At 33.8% G+C, this 21,356-nt stretch carries 26 protein-coding genes and 1 tRNA gene; 12 read left to right on the forward strand and 15 right to left on the reverse strand.

The features are described 5' to 3' along the window. Nucleotides 1-65: 65 nt before the first annotated feature. Nucleotides 66-551: a hypothetical protein gene (locus ACNQGN_RS11680; protein WP_417988012.1), complete on the reverse strand. Its 486-nt coding sequence runs from the start codon at nt 549-551 to the stop codon at nt 66-68. 8 nt (nt 552-559) lie between these two features. Then, entirely contained in the window at nt 560-697 is a 138-nt protein-coding gene (locus ACNQGN_RS11685) for a hypothetical protein (RefSeq protein WP_417988013.1), read from the reverse strand. Between the two features lie 108 nt (nt 698-805). Here ACNQGN_RS11685 and ACNQGN_RS11690 point away from each other — a divergent pair, with 108 nt between their 5' ends. After that, nucleotides 806-1,288 (forward strand): hypothetical protein, encoded by a 483-nt coding sequence (locus tag ACNQGN_RS11690; RefSeq protein WP_417988014.1) that lies wholly within the window; start codon nt 806-808, stop codon nt 1,286-1,288. Between the two features lie 413 nt (nt 1,289-1,701). Here the strand turns inward: ACNQGN_RS11690 and ACNQGN_RS11695 are convergent, their stop codons facing one another. Together ACNQGN_RS11695 and ACNQGN_RS11700 are read right to left on the reverse strand one after the other, a co-directional pair. Further along, a complete protein-coding gene (locus ACNQGN_RS11695; RefSeq protein ID WP_417988015.1) occupies nt 1,702-2,025 on the reverse strand; it encodes a type II toxin-antitoxin system PemK/MazF family toxin in 324 nt (107 codons plus the stop codon). Next, on the reverse strand, nt 2,016-2,261 hold the full coding sequence (locus ACNQGN_RS11700) for an AbrB/MazE/SpoVT family DNA-binding domain-containing protein (RefSeq protein WP_417988016.1): 246 nt from the start codon (nt 2,259-2,261) through the stop codon (nt 2,016-2,018). Before ACNQGN_RS11700 ends, ACNQGN_RS11695 begins: the two co-directional genes overlap by 10 nt. A gap of 420 nt (nt 2,262-2,681) precedes the next feature. Here ACNQGN_RS11700 and ACNQGN_RS11705 point away from each other — a divergent pair, with 420 nt between their 5' ends. Continuing rightward, nucleotides 2,682-3,122 (forward strand): hypothetical protein, encoded by a 441-nt coding sequence (locus ACNQGN_RS11705; protein ID WP_417988017.1) that lies wholly within the window; start codon nt 2,682-2,684, stop codon nt 3,120-3,122. Between the two features lie 269 nt (nt 3,123-3,391). On the opposite strand, the gene ACNQGN_RS11710 is transcribed toward ACNQGN_RS11705, so the two are convergent. Then, nucleotides 3,392-3,468, reverse strand: a tRNA-Met gene (locus ACNQGN_RS11710). A 153-nt stretch (nt 3,469-3,621) separates the two neighbouring features. Between ACNQGN_RS11710 and ACNQGN_RS11715 the strand changes: the two genes are divergently transcribed. Together ACNQGN_RS11715 and ACNQGN_RS11720 are read left to right on the forward strand one after the other, a co-directional pair. Beyond that, the gene (locus tag ACNQGN_RS11715; RefSeq protein WP_417988018.1) at nt 3,622-4,014 is read left to right on the forward strand and encodes an START-like domain-containing protein; all 393 of its coding nucleotides are present in this window, start codon (nt 3,622-3,624) and stop codon (nt 4,012-4,014) included. Nucleotides 4,015-4,069: 55 nt separating this feature from the next. Further along, nucleotides 4,070-4,918, forward strand: a complete 849-nt coding sequence (locus tag ACNQGN_RS11720) for an aminotransferase class IV (protein ID WP_417988019.1) — start codon at nt 4,070-4,072, stop codon at nt 4,916-4,918. On the opposite strand, the gene ACNQGN_RS11725 is transcribed toward ACNQGN_RS11720, so the two are convergent. The 5 genes from ACNQGN_RS11725 to ACNQGN_RS11745 all read right to left on the reverse strand — a co-directional run bounded on the left by ACNQGN_RS11725 (nt 4,910) and on the right by ACNQGN_RS11745 (nt 9,505). Further along, a complete protein-coding gene (locus ACNQGN_RS11725) occupies nt 4,910-5,470 on the reverse strand; it encodes a YqgE/AlgH family protein (protein WP_417988020.1) in 561 nt (186 codons plus the stop codon). The genes ACNQGN_RS11720 and ACNQGN_RS11725 overlap by 9 nt on opposite strands. A gap of 118 nt (nt 5,471-5,588) precedes the next feature. Further along, nucleotides 5,589-5,861, reverse strand: coding sequence for an HU family DNA-binding protein (locus tag ACNQGN_RS11730; RefSeq protein ID WP_073017033.1), 273 nt, complete (start codon nt 5,859-5,861; stop codon nt 5,589-5,591). 179 nt (nt 5,862-6,040) lie between these two features. After that, entirely contained in the window at nt 6,041-6,988 is a 948-nt protein-coding gene (gene fmt, locus ACNQGN_RS11735; protein WP_417988021.1) for a methionyl-tRNA formyltransferase, read from the reverse strand. Continuing rightward, on the reverse strand, nt 6,988-8,883 hold the full coding sequence (locus ACNQGN_RS11740) for a RecQ family ATP-dependent DNA helicase (RefSeq protein WP_417988022.1): 1,896 nt from the start codon (nt 8,881-8,883) through the stop codon (nt 6,988-6,990). Before ACNQGN_RS11740 ends, fmt begins: the two co-directional genes overlap by 1 nt. A gap of 82 nt (nt 8,884-8,965) precedes the next feature. After that, nucleotides 8,966-9,505: an AAA family ATPase gene (locus tag ACNQGN_RS11745; RefSeq protein WP_417988023.1), complete on the reverse strand. Its 540-nt coding sequence runs from the start codon at nt 9,503-9,505 to the stop codon at nt 8,966-8,968. Nucleotides 9,506-9,653: 148 nt separating this feature from the next. On the opposite strand from ACNQGN_RS11745, the gene ACNQGN_RS11750 reads away from it, so the two are divergent. The 4 genes from ACNQGN_RS11750 to ACNQGN_RS11765 all read left to right on the forward strand — a co-directional run bounded on the left by ACNQGN_RS11750 (nt 9,654) and on the right by ACNQGN_RS11765 (nt 13,143). Continuing rightward, nucleotides 9,654-9,938 carry a DUF493 family protein gene (locus ACNQGN_RS11750; protein ID WP_417988024.1) on the forward strand — a complete coding sequence of 95 codons (285 nt, stop codon included), beginning with the start codon at nt 9,654-9,656 and terminating at the stop codon, nt 9,936-9,938. 88 nt (nt 9,939-10,026) lie between these two features. After that, a complete protein-coding gene (locus ACNQGN_RS11755) occupies nt 10,027-10,746 on the forward strand; it encodes a DUF4290 domain-containing protein (RefSeq protein WP_417988025.1) in 720 nt (239 codons plus the stop codon). 102 nt (nt 10,747-10,848) lie between these two features. Next, nucleotides 10,849-12,159 (forward strand): UDP-N-acetylglucosamine 1-carboxyvinyltransferase, encoded by a 1,311-nt coding sequence (murA, locus tag ACNQGN_RS11760; RefSeq protein WP_417988026.1) that lies wholly within the window; start codon nt 10,849-10,851, stop codon nt 12,157-12,159. Between the two features lie 114 nt (nt 12,160-12,273). Further along, the gene (locus tag ACNQGN_RS11765; protein ID WP_417988027.1) at nt 12,274-13,143 is read left to right on the forward strand and encodes a cation diffusion facilitator family transporter; all 870 of its coding nucleotides are present in this window, start codon (nt 12,274-12,276) and stop codon (nt 13,141-13,143) included. A 111-nt stretch (nt 13,144-13,254) separates the two neighbouring features. Here ACNQGN_RS11765 and aroQ read toward each other — a convergent pair whose 3' ends face one another. Both aroQ and ACNQGN_RS11775 read right to left on the reverse strand, forming a co-directional pair. Further along, nucleotides 13,255-13,671: a type II 3-dehydroquinate dehydratase gene (aroQ, locus tag ACNQGN_RS11770; RefSeq protein WP_417988028.1), complete on the reverse strand. Its 417-nt coding sequence runs from the start codon at nt 13,669-13,671 to the stop codon at nt 13,255-13,257. A 78-nt stretch (nt 13,672-13,749) separates the two neighbouring features. Continuing rightward, on the reverse strand, nt 13,750-14,313 hold the full coding sequence (locus ACNQGN_RS11775) for a porin family protein (protein WP_417988029.1): 564 nt from the start codon (nt 14,311-14,313) through the stop codon (nt 13,750-13,752). A 353-nt stretch (nt 14,314-14,666) separates the two neighbouring features. Between ACNQGN_RS11775 and ACNQGN_RS11780 the strand changes: the two genes are divergently transcribed. The 3 genes from ACNQGN_RS11780 (at nt 14,667) to ACNQGN_RS11790 (ending at nt 16,960) form a co-directional block, all read left to right on the forward strand. Then, nucleotides 14,667-15,194 carry a porin family protein gene (locus tag ACNQGN_RS11780; RefSeq protein ID WP_417988030.1) on the forward strand — a complete coding sequence of 176 codons (528 nt, stop codon included), beginning with the start codon at nt 14,667-14,669 and terminating at the stop codon, nt 15,192-15,194. A 182-nt stretch (nt 15,195-15,376) separates the two neighbouring features. Continuing rightward, complete coding sequence (locus ACNQGN_RS11785; protein ID WP_417988031.1) at nt 15,377-15,970, forward strand: hypothetical protein; 594 nt, start codon at nt 15,377-15,379, stop codon at nt 15,968-15,970. Nucleotides 15,971-16,051: 81 nt separating this feature from the next. Beyond that, entirely contained in the window at nt 16,052-16,960 is a 909-nt protein-coding gene (locus tag ACNQGN_RS11790) for a site-specific tyrosine recombinase (protein WP_417988032.1), read from the forward strand. Nucleotides 16,961-17,107: 147 nt separating this feature from the next. On the opposite strand, the gene rny is transcribed toward ACNQGN_RS11790, so the two are convergent. The 3 genes from rny to ACNQGN_RS11805 form a co-directional block, all read right to left on the reverse strand. Continuing rightward, on the reverse strand, nt 17,108-18,673 hold the full coding sequence (gene rny / locus ACNQGN_RS11795; protein ID WP_417988033.1) for a ribonuclease Y: 1,566 nt from the start codon (nt 18,671-18,673) through the stop codon (nt 17,108-17,110). A gap of 209 nt (nt 18,674-18,882) precedes the next feature. Next, nucleotides 18,883-19,176, reverse strand: a complete 294-nt coding sequence (locus ACNQGN_RS11800; protein WP_417988034.1) for a cell division protein ZapA — start codon at nt 19,174-19,176, stop codon at nt 18,883-18,885. 8 nt (nt 19,177-19,184) lie between these two features. Continuing rightward, nucleotides 19,185-19,475: a hypothetical protein gene (locus ACNQGN_RS11805; RefSeq protein ID WP_417988035.1), complete on the reverse strand. Its 291-nt coding sequence runs from the start codon at nt 19,473-19,475 to the stop codon at nt 19,185-19,187. 179 nt (nt 19,476-19,654) lie between these two features. Here ACNQGN_RS11805 and ACNQGN_RS11810 point away from each other — a divergent pair, with 179 nt between their 5' ends. After that, nucleotides 19,655-21,352 carry a M23 family metallopeptidase gene (locus ACNQGN_RS11810; RefSeq protein WP_417988036.1) on the forward strand — a complete coding sequence of 566 codons (1,698 nt, stop codon included), beginning with the start codon at nt 19,655-19,657 and terminating at the stop codon, nt 21,350-21,352. The last annotated feature ends 4 nt before the right edge of the window (nt 21,353-21,356 follow it).

The following is a 21,356-nucleotide window of genomic DNA, read 5'->3' on the forward strand; positions in this document are numbered from 1 at the left end:
CCCATGAGCGATGGATGTAGAGCGGTTCCGTTCAACAGAAGTTTAATTGTTCGTGCTACGCACAACTAAGCTATTGTGTGAGCTTGTTTATTTAACTTTTCGATGTCTGATTTTACTAAATCAATTTTCTCTCTATTTGATATTTTTGAAATTAGAGATGTGTAGTGATTATTTTCTTCATGATCCGTTAAGATAATTTCTTGAAAATAAAATTCTTGCGAATTCCTTTTGCTAAACATTGTAGAAAACATCTTAAATCTAAACTCTTGAGGGGAAAATTTTATATTTCTATTTTTACGTATTTTAATAGGAACAACATCACAATAATAGTAAATAATAATATCATTGTTTAATAGGTAATCAAATATAATTCCAATAAATTTATTAAGAGTTTTGTATGAATTACTTTCTATATTCAAAGACATTAAAACTATTGAAACGTCAACTAAAGCAATGTCATAATTGTTTTGGTGTGTAGTTACTTCTCTGAAACTAACAAGGTATTGATAACCTTCTTCTGTTTCAAAAGGAATTTCTAACTCTAAACTCAAGATAGTAATTATTTAGATTTAGGAAAATAGATGTCTTTTTTAGCAAGTAGTTTTGCTTTATGGTCTTCTTTTTCAGCACGTAGTTTTCTAAAGAATTGTAATAACTCTTTAGATGGATTTTCTATATGTAGTGTCTGTGCTTTCATAGTTTCTTGTTACAAAAGTAATAATTATTTTTGTACGGGCAACAAATTTGATTGCTAATTATTTTGTTTGTGTATACTTGCCTCTGAATAAATATTAAATTCAAAGATTTGGGTATCAACTATTTTTGGGTATTTTTTCTTAAATTCTTCTCTTTTCAACTCGTCTTTATATTTAATAAACATGTTTGTGGAAATGTTAAAGTTCAGAGAATTAAAAAAGGGAAAAAAATTCTTAGGCCTATTCCGATTACGGGTGAATTAATGGAACTGCATATCGAAATGGGTTACAACGAAAAATATATGACAAATGTTTATATTTTATGTCCTGATCGTACAATGAGTGTGAAATTTTTAATGGATCTTTTATCTAAATCGTTTACACATTATTGGAAGAGCACAGGAATCAATAAAGATTATAGTTTGAAAAATTTACGAAAAACATACTTTACATGGGTGAATAGGGTAATGGGTGATGAAACTAAGATTTTATCATCACATTCAACCGATGGGGTCTTGAAAAAGTATTATTTAGATCCCAAAGTTTTATCTGTGATCACAAAAGGGGCTTTGGAAATTAAAATATTTGGTTAGATTTTAAAAGGTATAAATGAAAAACTACATTTCATTTATACCTTTTCTATTTGATGTTCAATAAAATTTGTAGCTCAATTTATAAAATTCCTCACTCCCGTCCTCACTTGAGTGGTTTAAAGTCTGTATTTTCAAGACATTATTTCAATAAAAAACCCTTAAACATTTGCTGTTTAAGGGTTTGCTTTGGTAGCGAGACCGAGATTTGAACTCGGAAAAAAAATATTTTTAAGCCTTTAGACTTATTTTTTTTGATTTTTATCAGCTTATAAGTTTAAAATTATCATGAAATTCCTAAATGTTCAGAAATAATTTTCATGGGGTCTGATTTACTTGCGATATGCCACCCATTCCAATCCAAACTGGAATAATGATAAGTCATGAAACACCAACATTGTTAATTATTGTTATTATTAATCTACAAATGTTTCTTTTAAGACTTCTTTGACTTTTCGAATTTCCTTTTCGGTTAGATTTCCTAAAACTTTGATTATTCTTTGTCTGTCTACAGTTCTGATTTGGTCCAAAACGATCCAACCTTTTTTCTTATCGTGATTTATTTCAACTCTTGTCGGATATGTTTTTGAACTGCTTGTCATGGGAGCAATAACAATTTTTTGTAAAAACTTATTCATTTCGTTGGGGGAAATAATTACGCAAGGCCGCATTTTCTTCATTTCACTTCCAATAGTCGGATCAAGATTAGCCAAGACAATTTGATATTGTTTTAAATCCATTCTTCAAGATTTTCGTCTTCAAAGACATCTTTTATAAGCAATTTATCATCTCCGTTTTCGTGCATTTTGTTAAAAGCTTTTTCCCAACCAGTTCTTGGCTCTGTTTTTGGCTTTAAAATAATATAACCTTTTTCAAGTATAAGTTCCACTTTATCTGTTATATTATATTTTTCTAATATGGTTTTCGATAAACGAATTCCTTTAGAATTTCCGATTGGTATAATTGAAATATCCATAATATATTTTTTAGTAATTACAAAGTTATTACTTTTTTCGAATACTCCAAATTTTAGTGCCAATTTTTCAATGGCAGTTAACGGCAGTTTGTGAAAAAATTTCCATTTTGGTACTAACAAATATAGGGAAGTATTGCTGTGAAAACAGGATTTTTTATAAGGAGCGTCGGGAATTGTTACTAAAAATGAGAATTATAGACCGGAATAAGCAGAGTTTTTTCCGAAGGAAAATACCATTGATGCAAACAACTCCTACTAATTGTATGTACTAATCACAATTCTCCTTTTCCAAAATTTTTGCTTTCGACAAAACGATATATTATTACACCATCAATTGCAAGTTAAGTATTTATACAAACCATAAATCCAGAAATTACCATTCGGAATTCGCCAACAAATAATCTACTACAATAACAACATTTGGGTAATTCAAATGCAATGGCTTTTAGAAGATATTCGCCCCAATTACCACAGCATTACCGATTTCAGAAAAAACAACCCAGCTGTTTTAAAGAACACTTTCAAACTATTTGTTTCCTTCTTGAAAGATGCCGATTTGATAGGCGGAGAAACCATGCCATCGATGGCACCAAAAGCCGAGCACATAATAGCAAGAAAGCCAATTTCAACCAAAAGAGAATCGACAAACACCTTGAATATATAGAAAGCAAAACCCAAGAATACCTAACAGCTTTGGATGAAAATGATGTTAAAGAAAGTCCAGCTAAAATCCAAAATATCCAACAAAAGATAGACCGGCCAAAAGGGAATAAATTGCGCTATGAATTACTGGAAGAAAAACTAAAAGACAGCGGTGAACCCCAAGTGAGTACAACCGATAATGATGTAAGAGCTTTATGAGAAAGGAAAGTGATTTTGAACCGTAATTAAAGCATAGTATCAAAATCACTAAACTTTCAGATAACCAGCCTAAAAAAGTAAATTTCAAAAGGTATAAATGGAAAACTACATTTAATTGATACCTTTTCGGTTTGATGTTTAATAAAATTTGTGGCTCAATTTATAAAATTCCTCACTTGAATTCCTCACTTATAGAAGTTGAGGTCTGCATTTTCAAGACATTATTTCAATAAAAAACCCTTAAACAATTGTTGTTTAAGGGTTTGCTTTGGTAGCGAGACCGAGATTTGAACTCGGGACCTCAGGGTTATGAATCCTGCGCTCTAACCGACTGAGCTATCTCGCCATGATTAGGGTGGAAAACCATCCCTGAATGCGGGTGCAAATATAAAAATAATATTACAGCTTGCAAGTATATTTTTAAGAAAAAAAAATATTTTTAAAAATGCTTTTTTTTCAAAGTTATATTCTTATATTTCACAAAAATTAAATGTAGCTCATGGACCAAAAAGTACGTTACGAAATCGAGTTTCCCATAAATTCCTCGCCTCAACTATTATATCAATATATATCGACTCCATCTGGTCTGTCAGAATGGTTTGCCGACAACGTGAATTCTCGTGGAGAGTTCTTTACTTTCATTTGGAATGACTCCGAAGAAAAAGCCAGGCTTGCCTCTAAGAAGTCGGGTGAGAAAGTTAAATTCAAATGGGTTGATGAAAACAGTAAAGACACGGAGTACTTTTTTGAATTGCATATTTTAGTTGATGAGCTTACCAAGGATGTTTCTTTAATGGTTGTTGACTTTGCTGATAAAAATGAAATCGATGAAGCAACACAACTTTGGGAAAATCAAGTTTCGGATTTGAAACATCTAATTGGTTCTGTCTAGTAAAATCATATTTTATGACTTATATTTGCCCTAAACAAAATTTAGGGCTTTTTTTATGATTAATTTTAATGGAACTATACTGTCTCAAGATGCTACTATGTTGACACAGAATCGCGCTTTTTTATATGGTGACGCTGTTTTTGAAACAGTTAAAATAATAAATAATAAGATTCTTTTTTTAGAAGATCATTATTTTAGATTAATGTCGTCCATGCGAGTGGTTCGAATGGAAATTCCCATGAATTTTACCATGGAGTATTTTGAAGAACAAATACTTACGTTGGTTAATAATAATGCTTTAGCAGACTCGGCACGAGCCAGAATTACCATTTATAGAAATGATGGAGGTTATTATTTACCACAAAACAATACGATTTCTTTTTTGATTCATGCGATAGCACTTGAAAAAACGGTGTATTCATTTGAAGAAAAGGAATATGAAGTAGATTTATATAAAGACTTTTATGTGACCAAACAATTGCTTTCTTCCATAAAAACAACGAATAAAATTATCAATATTACCGGTAGTATATATGCGGATGAAAATGGATTAGATAATTGTATTTTGCTAAATGACAGTAAGAATGTTGTGGAAGCGCTGCAAGGAAATATTTTTATGCTTCTTGGTAATAAACTGATTACTCCGCCTGTTTCGGAAGGATGTCTGAATGGTGTAATGAGAAAACAAATTTTGGGTTTGGCCAAAAAAATAGAACATATAGAGGTAGTGGAAGAAATAATTTCTCCATTTGATCTTCAAAAGGCAGATGAATTATTTATTACAAATGTCATAAAAGGCATTCAGCCTGTTACAAAATATCGTAAAAAGGAATTTACAACTAAATTAGCAAACGTACTAGTTGAGAAACTTAACGAAGCGGTTAGAAGCGTTTGTTTAATTTAAATAAGGATTTTCCGGAGCATTTGACCAAATAAGATAGTCTCCGCCTAGTTCTATAATTTGCTCTTTCCAGAAATGAGCGGCTGATTTCCCTATGATTTTATTTTCATAATTGTTTTCCGTGATGATCCACGAATTACACTCCATTTCTGTTTCCAATTGGTCTTCTTCCCAACCGGTATATCCCAAAAAGAAGCGAATGTTGTTTTTGCTTATCTTTCCCGAATTGATGAGTTCTTTTGTAGATTCAAAATCACCTCCCCAATAAATACCATTTGAAATTTCGACACTATTTGGAATCAGCTCAGGGATGTCGTGAATAAAATAGAGATTATCTTGTTCTACCGGCCCTCCGTTATAGATTTTAAATCTTGCATCGATATCTGGGATAAGATCGTGGATAGTATATTTCAAAGGCTTATTGATAATAAAACCAACAGAACCATCCTTATTATGGTCCGCTAATAATATTACGGATCTGCTAAATGATAAATCTCCAAATATAGAAGGCTCTGCTACAAGAAGATGTCCTTTTTTTAATTTTTCTGAAATCATGACGGCTAGTTTTTTTATTAAATTTAAGAATTAAATTTTGATAATTCCAAACAAAGTCGTTTAAATGCATAAAAAAACCTTCCATCTGGAAGGTTTTGATTATATTGGAAAACTTAAATTAGTTTACCGCTCCTTCTAACTCAGCACCAGCTTTAAATTTCACAACATTTTTAGCTGCGATTTGGATAGTTTTTCCTGTTTGAGGATTTCTTCCGTCTCTAGCAGCTCTAGCTGAAACAGACCATGATCCGAAACCTACTAAAGATACTCTTCCGCCTTTTTTCAAAGTACCGCCTACGTTTCCTAAAAATGACTCTAAAGCTAATTTTGCTGCAGCTTTTGTAATTCCTGCATCAGCAGCGATAGCATCGATTAATTCTGATTTGTTCATAATAAATAGTTATTAATTGTTGGTTAAAAAAATTGTTAATACACAAATTTAGTAGGAAATACGTTCCTTGCAAGTGTTTTATGTTATTTTAGTTTGTTTTGTTAATAACTTATTTTTTTTGTTCATAAAACCAAGCCTATTTCTTGTTAAAAACATCGAAACACCCGTTTTTACTGATGTTAATGGACTTTCGCATTTTCTGAAAAAGACATTCCATTTAACAATTCTGCAGTGTTTATTCTCTTTTTCCCCGGAAATTGTAAACTTAGGACCTGTATGAATGCATCTTTTACAGCAATTTTCATCTCTTTTTTGTTGCAAATCAAACTACCATTGGTAAAATTGTGATCTTCTGAGATGAGTTTTGCTTCGTATATTTTTACATTCCACTCTTCATTCTTGTCTGCAAAGTAACACCAAGCTGCGGGATATGGACTTAAACCTCGAATCAGATTGTTTATTTCTAAAGCTGATTTTGTCCAATCTATTTTACAATTCTCTTTATTTAGTTTGTATGCGGTTTTTATATCGGCATCGTCTTTCTGGATAGTAGTAGTCACGTTGCCTTTTTCAATCATCTCCAAAGTCGCAATCACGGTCTTGCTTCCTAAATTCATTAAACGATCGTGAAGCTGTCCTGCGTTTTCATTTTCTTCTATAGGTATTTCCGAGCTTAAGATCATGGCGCCAGTATCAATTTTATCATCAATAAAAAAAGTGGTGATGCCCGTTTTTGTTTCCCCATTTATGATTGCCCAATTTATAGGCGCCGCACCGCGATAATTAGGCAGGAGCGAAGCGTGAAGATTAAATGTTCCTAGCGAAGGCATTTCCCATACTACTTTTGGCAACATTCTGAAAGCAACAACGATTTGCAAATTAGCGTTTAACAATTTTAATTCCGATAAAAAAGTTTCGTCTTTAAGATTTACCGGCTGTAACAACGTAAGATTATGGGCCAGCGCATATTCTTTGACTGCTGAATATTTTATTTTTTGTCCTCGACCCGCAGGTTTGTCTGCCGCTGTAATAACACCAACAACCTCATAGTTGTTTTTGATTATAGTGTCCAGAATTCCAACAGCAAATTCCGGAGTTCCCATAAAAACAATTCGTAATTTTTTCATTATGATTTTAAAGTGTATTTATTGTTTGGTTTCACAAGTATAATATTGTTCTCTAACAAATGCTGCAGCACAAAGATAACGTCCTCTGGGTTGTCTTTCGTTCGATTTTGTATGTCTTTGGAATTTAAATCTTCTGTTTGCAGTAGCGTAATAATCTCTTTTGAAAGGGAGGTTACATCCCTTTTCTTATTTTTTTTAGTAATGCAATAGGAGCAGATACCACAATCAACGTCTGTCTTTTCACCAAAATAACTCAAAATCAATTTACTTTTGCAAACTTTTTTCTCAGTTATATAATAGAGTACAGATTGGAGTTGCTCTTTTTTTAATTGATTTTGATTTTCTAAATATTTAGCAACCCTGTTTATTGTTCTTTCATCCTCGCGAATTTCATTAAAGATTAAGGTAGCATCATTGTTTTTTGAATGGTACTCAATAATCTGTTTTTCTTTTAATTTATGTAAAACTGCCTGTATTTGATTTGTAGTATGCTTTGACTTTTTTGCAATCAAATCTAAGTTGAAAGCCGTTTGTGTTTCATAAATTCCCGGATAGGTGCGCAATATTGCCAGAATGATTTCTTCGTCATTCGGATTCAAACTCATATAACGGATTACTTCTTTGGAAGGAATAAGAAATTGGAGTGTGATTTTTTCGGAAAACTCTTGGGATAGATTGATAATACCCTGTCGGTCCAGAAATTGCATTGCATTGTATGTTTTCAATGTCGGGAACTCATACTTCAAACAAAAATGATGCAAATTAAAAGTGAATTGTTCGTCGATTCCTTCTCCGTAGGCAATCTGGAAATAATTACAGAGTTTGATATACATCAGATTCAAAAACTTTTTATCAGGTAGCATATTGATAACCTGATTTTCAGTTTGCATACTATCTGATGGGCTGGTTAATAAGATTGCATATGCTTTCTCTCCATTTCTTCCCGCTCGTCCTGCTTCTTGATAGTAGTTTTCTAAATTTTCGGGAAGCTGTATATGAATGACTGTTTTTACATTGGCTTTATCAATTCCCATCCCAAAGGCATTTGTCGCAACAATAACTTGCACTTCTTCATTCATCCAGGACTGCATGTTTTTATCTTTTTCTTTGGAAGTGAGTCCACCGTGATAATACGTTGCTTTGAATCCTAACGACTGCAATTGAGAGGAAATGTCCAAACAGGATTTTCTGTTTCTTACATATATTATGGAAGGTTCAGGATTTTTCTTGAGTATTTGTTCAATTCTGGAAAGTTTGTCTTCTACTTCAAAAACCATATAGGCAATGTTTTCCCTTGCAAATGATTTCTCAAAGACTTTTGGATTGTGCAATCCTAAATCAGTAATGATATCTGCTTTGACTTTTGGTGTTGCACTTGCCGTCACTGCCAGGAAAGGGATTTTGGGAAAATGTTTCTTTAATGCTGAAATTTTCAAATATGCTGGCCTGAAATCATGTCCCCACTGAGAAACACAATGTGCTTCGTCAATGGTAATCAGATTGATAGGTAGGTTTTTTATTCTTTCGAGAATCCAGTCCGATTGTAATCGTTCCGGGGATAGGTACAGGAATTTGTAATTTCCAAATTGGCAATTGTCCAATAGGTCAATCATTTCGTCCGATTTTATTCCGCCAGTCAATGCAATGGCCTTAATGCCCCGCTTTTGTAAATTAGCAACCTGATCTTTCATCAATGCCACTAAAGGGGAGATTACAAGACAAATTCCTTCTTGCATCAATGCGGGAACTTGAAAACATATTGATTTCCCACCACCGGTAGGCATTATCGCAAAAGTGTCTTCGCTATCCAAAACAGAATTTATAATTTCGTTTTGCAGCGATCTAAATTTAGTATGTTTCCAGTATTTTTGAAGAATTTGTAATGCTTCTGGCATAGATTTCAGTCCCAAAGCTTCGGGATTAGATTTTAATTTATACTATTGAAAAAACCGTAAATCCGAATTTATAATTTTTAAATTATTTGGAAATTTTATCTAAGATAAAAAGAATTCTGTTAGCAACACTATCTTTAGGTACTTCAATAAGTTCGTAGCCATATTTTTCATAGGTAGTTACCAGATGGTTATCGATATTTTTTGCTTGTTCGAAGTTCTCATAGCGCTCTGTATCACTAATATAGATTTCTTCCCAAGGTGGAAGAATGAAGATTTTGGTGTACTTATATTCCTGGCAGGCCAAATCAAAGAAAGCAGGATAACTATCTCCAATATAGTGCATATAGGCTATGACATCAGGAATGCCACGATCGATGAAAACAATTTCATGAGGTTCTTCAAGCGCGCTTTGAAACTGTTTTTTTCGGCCCTCCAAAAGTAGTTCACTAAATAATAAGGGGTTTTCAAGAAACAATTGTTCGATGCCCTGTTTTTGGGCTTCTAATGTTACTTGTCTGGAAATTTCGGGATAGCAACAGTACCCATTAGCAATTAATCCGTCAATGATTGTACTTTTTCCAGTTCCGGGACCGCCGATGATAACTATGATTTCTTTCTGCACTTTTTACAAATAAGGCGCGAAATTACTTAAACAAATTGGAATTTAAAAAATGATTGTCCTAAAATAATAGTATTTGACAAAAAATCATATTTCAAAATTCATAATTTACATTTGAAACCGTATATTTGCCTTTATTTTTAAATAGAAAATGGACAAGAAGACCGAAGAATTTTATGATAGATTAAAAGTGGAGTTGGATATGAGCAATACATGGCCAGCTTTATATTTGTTTAAATTTATTGTACCGACAGAATCAGATAATGTTGAACGTGTCGAATTGGCTTTTGACTGCATGGGAGCCGTAATAAAAACGACAAAGTCTAAAACAGGTAAATTTACTAGTATATCTGTTGATGTTCAGATGAAAGATGCACAAGAAATAGTAGATAAATACCTAGAAGTTTCTACAATTAAAGGTATTGTTTCCCTGTAATATAACAAGTTTTTGATGCATACAAATCGAATGATTATAAATCTTCGAAAAAGAGGCATATTTAGATCAAAAAAATATACATTCGAATATGAATTCAAAATATATAAAAGAAAACGCGAACGATACAGTCCATCATTTGGAATATAATGCGGAGCGCTCGCATTTAATTATTCCGGAATACGGTCGTCATTTGCAGAAACTAATTGATCAGGCGACTAAAATTGAAGACGATGTGGAGCGCAATAAAGCGGCAAAATATATTATTCAGGTAATGGGAAGTTTGAACCCCCATTTACGTGATGTTCCTGATTTTCAGCATAAATTATGGGATCAGATTTTTATTATGTCTGATTTTAAATTAGTTGCTGATTCACCGTACCCAATCCCTTCCCGCGAAGTTTTGCAATTAAAACCGGATGTTTTAAAATACCCGCAAAATTTTCCAAAATACCGCTATTATGGCAACAACATAAAGTATATGATTGATGTCGCTAACAAATGGGAGGATGGCGAAATGAAAAATGCATTGGTGAAAGTAATTGCCAATCACATGAAAAAATCATATCTCAGCTGGAATAAAGATACGGTTAAGGATGATGTTATTTTCGAACATTTATTTGAATTATCAGGTGGTAAGCTGAATCTGATCCAAAGTTCAGAAGAACTTTCAAATACCACTGACTTATTAAGAACTAATAAGCGAGTATCCAATAAAATCACTCCGGTTGGGCAACCAAAAATTCTAAGCAATAAGAATTTGAAAACGGGAAAACCAAAGCCTTTCGTAAAAAACAACAATCCAAAATAAAATAGGCACTAAGTTGTTTGGATTCTGAGTTGCTTATTTAATAAATCAGCAAAAACTTCGGAACCTTTCTTTCCTAAAACCTAAGAACCTTAAAAAAAGAATATGGGAATTTTCAAAATAGAAGGTGGCATTCGTCTAAAAGGAGAAATCACGCCACAAGGAGCTAAAAATGAAGCATTGCAAATCTTATGTGCCGTTCTTTTAACTCCTGAAAAAGTGACAATCAATAATATCCCTGATATTATAGATATCAATAAATTAATTACTCTTTTAGGGAATTTAGGCGTTAAAATCCAAAAAAATGGATCTGACTCTTATACTTTTCAAGCGGATGATGTTAATGTACAGTATTTAGAAACAGAAGCATTCAAGCAAGAGGGTGGTTCTCTTCGAGGTTCTATTATGATTGTTGGACCATTATTGGCTCGTTTTGGCAGAGGGTATATTCCAAAACCTGGAGGAGACAAAATAGGTCGTAGAAGACTGGATACGCATTTTGAAGGATTTATTAATCTTGGAGCGAAATTCCGTTACAATAGAGAAGATCATTTTTATGGTGTTGAAGCACCTAAAGGATTAAAAGGTGCTGATATGCTGCTTGATGAAGCATCAGTTACCGGAACTGCAAATATTGTTATGGCTGCTGTTTTAGCCAAAGGAAAAACAACAGTCTATAATGCCGCCTGTGAACCTTATTTACAACAATTGTGTAAGATGTTAAACTCCATGGGAGCTAAAATAACAGGTGTTGGGTCTAACTTATTGACTATTGAAGGTGTTGAAAGTCTGGGAGGTTGTGAGCATAGAATTCTTCCGGATATGATTGAAATAGGTTCATGGATTGGATTAGCTGCCATGACCAGAAGCGAAATTACCATTAAGGATGTAAGTTGGGATAACCTTGGTATTATTCCGAATACTTTCAGAAAATTGGGAATTACCTTAGAACGAAGAGGAGATGATATTTATATTCCTGCGCACGAAGACGGATATGAAGTTAAGACAGATATAGATGGTTCTATTCTTACTATTGCTGATGCGCCTTGGCCAGGATTTACGCCTGATCTATTGAGTATTCTTTTAGTAGTAGCGACTCAGGCAAGGGGAGATGTGTTGATTCATCAAAAAATGTTTGAAAGCCGATTGTTTTTCGTAGACAAGTTGATTGATATGGGAGCAAAAATTATGTTGTGTGACCCACATAGAGCAGTGGTTATGGGACATGATTTCAAATCACAATTGAAAGCAACAACGATGTCTTCACCGGATATTCGTGCTGGAATTTCATTATTGATTGCTGCTCTTTCTGCTAAAGGAACAAGCACTATTCAGAATATAGAACAAATAGATAGAGGATATGAGCGAATTGACGAACGATTAAGAGCTATTGGTGCTAATATCATTCGAGCATAAAACCTAAGTTGGTACTGAAAAAATCGTTTAAATAATCCTGTAGGAATGTAAATTCAAAAATATTAGGGACTATTTAAACGATTTTTAATTTTTATTAAATTATTACAAAATACAATGTCTAACGAACAAACAGCAATTAAAGCAACTTATTTTAGCATAATTGGAAACATAAGTTTGGCTATTATTAAGGGTTTGGCTGGTTTTTTTGGAAATTCATACGCTTTAATAGCAGATGCAATCGAATCTACGACTGATATTTTTTCTTCATTTTTAGTATTGTTCGGAATCAAGTATTCTAATAAACCACCCGATGAAAATCATCCCTACGGACATGGTCGTGCTGAGCCATTAATAACTTTTTTGGTAGTCGGTTTTTTGATTACTTCTGCTACTATTATTGCCTATGAAAGTATTATTAATATTGGTACACCCCATGAATTACCAAAATCCTGGACACTTTTTGTTCTGGGAGCTATAATTGTCTGGAAAGAGTATTCCTTTCGTTTGGTGATGAAACGCAGCAGGGAAACCAATAGTTCATCATTGCGTGCCGATGCGTGGCACCACCGAAGTGATGCAATAACATCGGTTGCGGCATTTTTAGGAATTTCTATTGCCCTGATTTTAGGGAAAGGATACGAATCAGCGGATGATTGGGCGGCTCTGTTTGCATCAGGATTTATTCTTTATAACAGTTATCTGATTTTCAGACCTGCGCTGGGAGAAATTATGGATGAACATCTAAATGATGATTTAATAGAGGAGATCAGAAAGGTTTCCTTTCAGGTGGAGGGGATTATTGATACCGAGAAGTGTTTTATACGCAAATCGGGCATGAGATATCATGTGGATCTTCACGCTCGCGTTGCCGGTGATATTACAGTAAAAGAAGGGCATGAATTAGCCCATAAGCTAAAAGATACCTTACGACAGGAAATACCTGAATTAGGCCACGTTTTGATTCATGTGGAGCCCAATGAATGATTTTGGACTTTCTCCCTATGGTGTAGTTTTTAAGTCGCTATAAATACAAAAGGTACCGGAAAATTATCTCCGGTACCTTTTGTGTTTTAATTCTGGTAGTAATGTATTTTCTTAAATTATAAAAGACTGTAGGGCCAGTTCGTAACTTTTTAATCCAAAACCCAGAATAACGCCTTTGGCATTTCCTGAAATATACGACTGATGTCTGAAGCTCTCCCTAGAAAAAGTATTCGAAATATGTACTTCAATGACGGGAGTAGTAATGGCTTTTATAGCATCACCTATCCCTATAGAGGTATGTGTATATGCGCCTGCATTTAGAATAATACCATCGTAGGAAAAACCAAATTCCTGAATTTTATCTATTAATTCCCCTTCAATATTACTTTGGTAATAGGTTAGCTGAATTTGTGGGTATTTTGATTGTAAAGTTGTAAAATAGTCTTCAAAAGTTTGACTACCATAGACCTCTGGTTCTCGTTTACCCAAAAGATTAAGATTTGGCCCGTTGATGATGCTTATTTTCATAGTTGTTGTTTTGGTAAAAATAAAAAAACCGTTCCAATTTAAAGAACGGTTTTGATAAATTTAATTTTTTTGTTGTTGCTAGAATTTGAAACCTGCTGAAATCTGAACCACTGAGTTCTTAGTTTCTGCCTCTTTTGAAGCTTCTGTTAGTCCTAGTACATAACGGGCTTGCAGGAAAAAATGTTTTGTAATATCAAATCCTAAACCTCCTACAGCCGCAAAATCAAAGGTCTCTGAATCCTCAACATCAAATTCTTTTCTTTCGCTCAATAAAAACGATGCTTGCGGGCCAAGGTCAAGGCTGACCGTTTTATTCAAATGAATTTTTGCTAATACAGGAATTGATAAATACCCTAATTCATTTCTGAACTCGTCAACAGCATTTTTGTACGTTGCACCCTGAGTAGAATACAATAATTCAGGTTGAATGGAGAAACCTTTTATCAAACTAATTTCAGCAACTAAACCGGCATGATAACTTGTAATAGCGTCTGTTTTGTAATTTTCGCTGTTTATTGTAATATCAGTACCTGTCTGGTTGGCATAATTTAAACCACCTTTAAGACCAAATTTAACCAATTGTGCCTGCATGTCTACGGACACGGCAAGAAGTACTACTGCAACCAGAATTATTCTTTTCATAATTTTTTTTTTATATTAATAATTGAATTGGGACATTACTTAAAACTATTTTGTTTAAGTATTATTGTCTGATTTTTTACAAACATACGCATTCAAAAATTAGTCCATAAAATTATTAAATTAACATTTAAAGCTATTTTAAACATCATTTTTTCTACTTCAAACGTCTTTTAATATGTAAGATAATGGTAATCAATTAGTTGAAAATTATTTTTTTTGTTGTTTTTAAACGGATTAATATGGTACTGAACGAGTTTTGCTGTTTAAAAAGTAATGCCGTGTTTGTTTTTTTTAACTTTGAGTCTATAAATTTTAAATGATAAATCATGAAAAAAATTATTTTAACACTAGTATTGGCGCTCGGATTTGGATTTGTGAGCGCTCAAGAAAAGGAAGACATGGCATTTGGGGCTAAGGCCGGGTTGAATTTGGCTACTATTACCAATGCAGACGGATCCAGCACTTTGGTAGGATTTCACGTAGGTTTTTTTGCAGAGTTTATGTTGGGCGAAAATTTCGCTGTGCAACCTGAATTGCTGTACTCCACGCAAGGTGCTGAATTTGACGATGGAGACTTGAAGTTGGACTATATTACTATTCCTGTTATGTTGAAATATTACGTGGCGGATTCTTTTAGTTTAGAAATAGGTCCTCAGGTAGGTTTTCTTGTGTCTGCAGAAGAGGTTGGTGTAGATATTAAGGATGATGTTAAATCAACTGATTTCGGTCTAAATTTTGGAGCTGGCTATGACGTTACTCCAAATTTGATCATAGGGGTGCGCTATAATTTAGGGTTAAACAGATGGCAGGAAGCGCTATTCCCTGGTGAACCGGAATCTGAAAATTCTGTGTTTCAAATTTCTTTGGGTTATAGATTTTAATAATTTTAATACTAAAAATAGTACTATGCCTCCCAATTGGGGGGCATTTTTTTAATAGATAGGTTTAATCGTAAAATAATGGGGCGGATTTAAACTGTTGATAATTATGTTTACAACTTGAATTAGTAAGAATTTTAGTGACTTTATTTTTTGTATTTTTAGTACTAATAAAAACTAAAAATATGAAAAAATTTATTTTAGCAGTGGGTATCGCAATGCTTTTTACCAATGTTTATGCACAAAAAGAGGGTGGATTTAGAGTAGGTCTTGATTTAGGCTATACATTTCCTTCAAACGGTGGGGGAGGTGTGTTGTTTTCTCTTGAACCAAAATACAATATAAAAGAGAATATGAACATTGGATTGCGAATTGGCGTTGCTGCAATGATTCGTGATATAGAAGATAATGGGAATACGACCAGTGCTAAAGTATCGGCTAATGGTTCTTATGTAGCAACTTATGATTATTATTTTAATGGTGCCGGAACATCTTTTGTCCCTTATATTGGTGGTGGGGCAGGATATTATTCTATTGCAAATGTTGAGTTCGATGACACTAGTGAGTCAGATGCTGTAGCAATAGATGCTACAGGTAAGATGGGGGCACTGATACGTGGGGGTTTTGAGTGGGGTAAATTCAGAATGGGATTAGAATATAATTTGGTGCCTGAATCGGATTTGCAAAATATAAATGGAGATCATATAGGTACCGTTTCTAATACGTATTTAGGAGTTCATTTAGGATTTTATGTTGGTGGAGGTAAATGGGGAAATTAATATTTTTCAGTACGTTATAAAAGAAACCACGTTTTTGAAGCGTGGTTTTTTTATGTCTGAAAAAAGCTTTTCTTTGTGTTGATGAATTGGAATACTTACATAAAAAGCTATCAGTCCTATTTGAGAATCGAACGTGGTTTGTCAAAGAATACTATTGATAATTATTCTTTCGATATAGAGCGTTTGTGTCTGTTTCTGGAAAATAATGGAATCGTTATCTCTCCGATTAATATTGATGAAGAGACCCTGCAGCAATTTATTTATGATGTTTCAAAGCAAGTGAATCCACGTTCGCAAGCCAGAATCATATCGGGCCTTAAAAGTTTTTTTGGCTATCTGATATTTGAAGACTTTCGGTATAGCAATCCTTTAGAATTGATCGAAACACCGAAGACGGGTCGAAAGCTGCCTGATACTTTATCTGTTGATGAGATTGATAGCCTTATCTCTGCTATCGATTTAACCAGTAATGAGGGAGAACGCAATCGCGCCATGCTCGAAACACTATACGGCTGTGGGCTGCGTGTTTCTGAATTGACCGCCTTGAAAATTTCCGATTTGTTTTTTGAGGAAGGTTTTATTAAAATTACAGGAAAAGGGAATAAACAACGTTTTGTGCCGGTTGGGAATTTGACTCAAAAATACATTCAAATTTATAAAGATACAATGCGAATCCATTTGAATATAAAAAAAGGATTTGAAGATACACTGTTCTTAAACAGAAGAGGAAATCAATTGACGCGAGCAATGATTTTTACGATTATAAAGGATTTGGCAACTAAAATAGAACTCAATAAAAATATCAGTCCACATACCTTGCGACATTCTTTTGCCACACATCTTCTTGAAAACGGAGCTGATTTACGTTCCATTCAATTAATGCTGGGTCATGAATCAATAACGACCACAGAGATATATGTTCACCTTGATCGAAAGTTTTTAACGCAGGTAATTAATACTTTTCATCCCAGAAAAAAATCAGGGTTCTAATTTATGCAATTTTTTAATGGAGAAATAATACCGCGTTTTTCAAAACTATTATAGGGTAAGAGAAATAAAAAAAGCTTATCGATTTTTACATCAATAAGCCTTTTATGTTTTTATCTAATTCCTTTTATCGGAAATAGTATAGGGTGATTATTTTGCAATATTCACTGCTCTTGTCTCTCTGATTACAGTTACTTTAACCTGACCAGGATACGTCATTTCTGTCTGAATTTTTTGTGATATTTCAAAAGATAAATTTGCTGCGTTTTCATCAGAAACTTTTTCGCTTTCTACAATAACACGAAGTTCTCTACCAGCTTGAATAGCATAAGCGTTTTTTACACCACTAAATCCGTAGGCTACTTCTTCTAAGTCTTTTAATCGTTGGATGTAGGAATCTAATACTTGTCTTCTTGCACCTGGTCTTGCACCTGATATGGCATCACAAACCTGTATAATAGGAGACAATAACGATTTCATCTCAATCTCATCATGGTGTGCTCCAATCGCGTTGCAAACCTCTTCTTTTTCACCATATTTTTCAGCCCATTGCATTCCTAGCAATGCGTGTGGCAAATCACTTTCTGCATCCGGAACTTTACCAATATCGTGTAACAAACCAGCTCTTTTAGCCAGTTTTACATTTAAGCCAAGTTCAGCTGCCATGATTCCGCAAAGTTTTGAAACTTCGCGCGAGTGCTGCAGTAAATTTTGTCCGTAAGAAGAACGGTATTTCATACGTCCTACAACTTTAATCAATTCAGGATGTAATCCATGAATTCCTAAATCGATAACCGTACGCTTACCAACTTCGATAATTTCATCGTCAATTTGTTTGGCTGTTTTAGCAACAACCTCTTCAATACGTGCCGGGTGAATTCTTCCGTCAGTTACCAACTTGTGTAATGCTAAACGCGCGATTTCTCTACGTACCGGGTCAAAACAAGAAAGGATAATAGCTTCTGGTGTATCGTCTACAATGATTTCAACTCCGGTTGCAGCTTCAAGGGCGCGGATATTTCTACCTTCACGACCAATGATTCTACCTTTTACATCGTCGGATTCAATGTTAAATACAGATACACAGTTTTCAACTGCTTCTTCTGTTCCAACTCTCTGGATCGTGTTGATGATAATTTTCTTAGCTTCTTGCTGTGCCGTCAGTTTAGCCTCTTCAATCGTATCTTGGATATGAGACATCGCTTTGCTTTTGGCTTCCGCTTTTAGTCCTTCTACCAATTGATTTTTAGCTTCCTCAGCTGATAAGCCAGAGATTACTTCCAGTTGTTGTAATTGGCTTTTGTGTAATTTGTCTACTTCAGCTTGTCTTTTGTCTAAAACTTCTATTTTAGTGCTGTATTCTAGGGTTTTTGATTCAAAATCATCATTAACCTTTTTTGCCTTAGACAGTTCATTAGAAATTTGAGATTCTTTGTCACGAACTCTTTTTTCGATCTCTGCTACTTTTTTGTCACGAGACAGAATTACTTGCTCATGCTCTGATTTCAATTCGATAAATTTCTCTTTTGCTTGAAGAATTTTATCTTTTTTTATGTTTTCGGCTTCAAGATTAGCATCTTTTAAAATGGATGCCGCTTCTTTTTTTGCGTTTTTAATCAAGTTAGAGATGTTGCTTTTTTCGATTAGTTTGGCTACTCCAAAACCTCCCGCAATACCTATAAAACCGGTAATAATGATCGTTAATATGTTGTCCATGTTTGTTAAAATTTATATATAAAAAAAGCCTACATTAGGTTGCTTGAATAAACTCGGAAAGACAAGTTTTGAGCTAACTCACTGTTCAAGTTTCCTCGCCGAAGCGTGGCATGCTTTAGTAGTGATGATTTGCTCATTCTAAATTGTTAGTGTTGAGTTTACCAAATATGAACTAATGTAGGCAGTATCTTAGTCTTTGTAAAGAACGTTTAATTGTCGAGATATTGATCTAAAAGCGCATTGATTTTTTTTAATCTTTCAATGGTTGCTTCACCATCTGTCGTATTATCAATTTGTTTTTGTTCCACTTGTGAGGCAAACTGTAGCGCACACATGGCCAGTACATCCTGCTTATCACGAACAGCATAATTTTCTTCAAATTGCTTTATCATCACATCAATTTTTTTTGAAGCGCTTCTAAGGCCTTCTTCCTGAGTTAATTCTACCGTTAACGGGTAAACTCTGTCTGCGATTGATATTTTAATTTTAAGCTTATCGTCCATATTTATTATTAATCTGATAGTTGTGCTATACAGTAATCAATTTCGCGAATTAATGAATTTATTTTAAGCTTTGTATCTCTTTTATTATCGTCACTGCCTAATAATGTATTAGCAATTTTGAGTGTTTCACATTGCGTTTTTAGCGCTTCAATCTCTTGATGTTGAGTTTGTATGGTTTGTGCAGATTTCGTTAATTCACTTTTTAAATCTTGATTGATTTTCTCCAAGCCTTTCAGTTTACTGAAAAGTTTTTCAACCTTATTTTCAAGAGTATCAATTATTTCTGCAATTACACTCATTATTGATTCTAATTCATTACTTAATCTTACAAAGTTAGTATTCCTTTTTATTATTGCAATATTTTATTGATTTTTTTATATTAAAAAAATCAATTATATGTGATTCAGCGGGTTGTGATTTGATTTCGTTTATAATTTTTTATTAACTACTTTTTTTTATCTTAGCAAAAATGAACCCCATGAGATTTTTTATATTTTTTATGTTTTTTTGCAGCCCTCTTTTAGCACAAGTGGACCATCCCAAAGATTATTTTAGGGCGCCTCTGGATGCTCCAATGCAGCTTTCCGGAAATTTCGGAGAATTAAGACCCAATCATTTTCACGCAGGCTTTGATTTGAAAACGCTTCAGAGAGAGGGATTAAAGGTGTATGCGATTGCTGATGGTTATATATCAAGAATAAAAATTTCGACTTTTGGTAACGGAAAAACAATCTATATTACCCATCCTAATGGATACACTTCGGTGTATGGACATTTGCGAACCGCCAATGGTGTTATTGAAAATTACATCAAACAGTCCCACTATGCCTTAAAATCTTTTGAAATAGAGTTGTTTCCTAAGCCAGATGAGCTGGTAGTTAAGAAAGGCCAGGTAATTGCTTTTTCCGGAAATACCGGCGCTTCTGAAGGGCCGCACCTGCATTTTGAAATTCGTGAAACTAAAACAGAGAAAATTATTAATCCGCTGTTTTTTGGATTTGATAAAAACATTAGGGATACAAAGAAGCCTCTTCTTTCTTCTGTTTATGTCTACCCTTTGGATACAAAAACTTCGGTGAATCTTTCAAAGCGTCCATTGTTGCTTACTTTGTCGTTGCAAAAAGACGGAACGTATCTGTCTGAAAAAGTGATTGCCAATGGAAAAATTGGTTTTGGTATAACTGCTTTTGATTATGATGATGTTTCTTTTAATAAAAATGGGGTATTTAAAGTGCAGTCTTTTTATAATGAGAAGCCAATTTTCGGATATCAGTTTGATACTTATTCTTTTGATGAAATGCGCTATATCAATGTACTGATTGATTATGCTAAGTATAAGAATGCACAGCAGAGGGTTCAAAGATTATTCATGAAAAATAAATACGGATTGAGTATTATTAAGGCTGATGAAAGCAATGGAATCATTACAGTAGTTCCTAATTTGCCATCCGTTTGCCGTATTGAAGTTTCTGATTTTTTTGGAAATAAGACCGCCGTTTCTATTCCGGTCCAATATGATTTATTATCTGCCATTATAGATCAGGAGCCGATAACATCAGAGTTTTTGGTAAGGGCAAATAAAGACAACAATTTTGCCAAAGATAATATGTCCGTTTTCTTTCCAGTTGGAACCTTTTATGAAGATTTTGTTCTGAATTTTGATGTAAAGAACAATACTTTATTTCTTCATGAGGATACAGTTCCTGCGCATACTAATTTTACAATTGCTATGACAGATACTAAATACACAGAGGCTCAAAGAGAAAAAATATTTATTGGTTTGATTCAAGACAACAAAGTGACTTATAATACGACTTCCAGAAAAGACAGTGTTTTTAGTACCAAAGTCAAAACGTTAGGAAAATATAGTTTGGTTATGGATACTATAGCGCCCAAAATTACCATCGCTAAGCCAATTGAAGGAAAATGGCTAAGTGATCAAAAGACACTTCAGCTTAGTATAAATGATGCGGCATCGGGTATAAAATCCTATAATGGCTATTTGAATGGGAACTGGTTATTGTTCGAATATGATAACAAAACAAAGAAACTGATACACAATTTTAGTGATGGGATTGTATCGGAGGGAGCTAATGATTTAAAAGTGGAAGTAATCGATAATGTAGGGAATTCAACTATCTTTGAAACTCGTTTTTTTAGAAGCCAAAAAAAATAAAAAC

Origin of the sequence: Flavobacterium rhamnosi, assembly GCF_048286515.1 — a bacterium.
Classification (GTDB): domain Bacteria; phylum Bacteroidota; class Bacteroidia; order Flavobacteriales; family Flavobacteriaceae; genus Flavobacterium.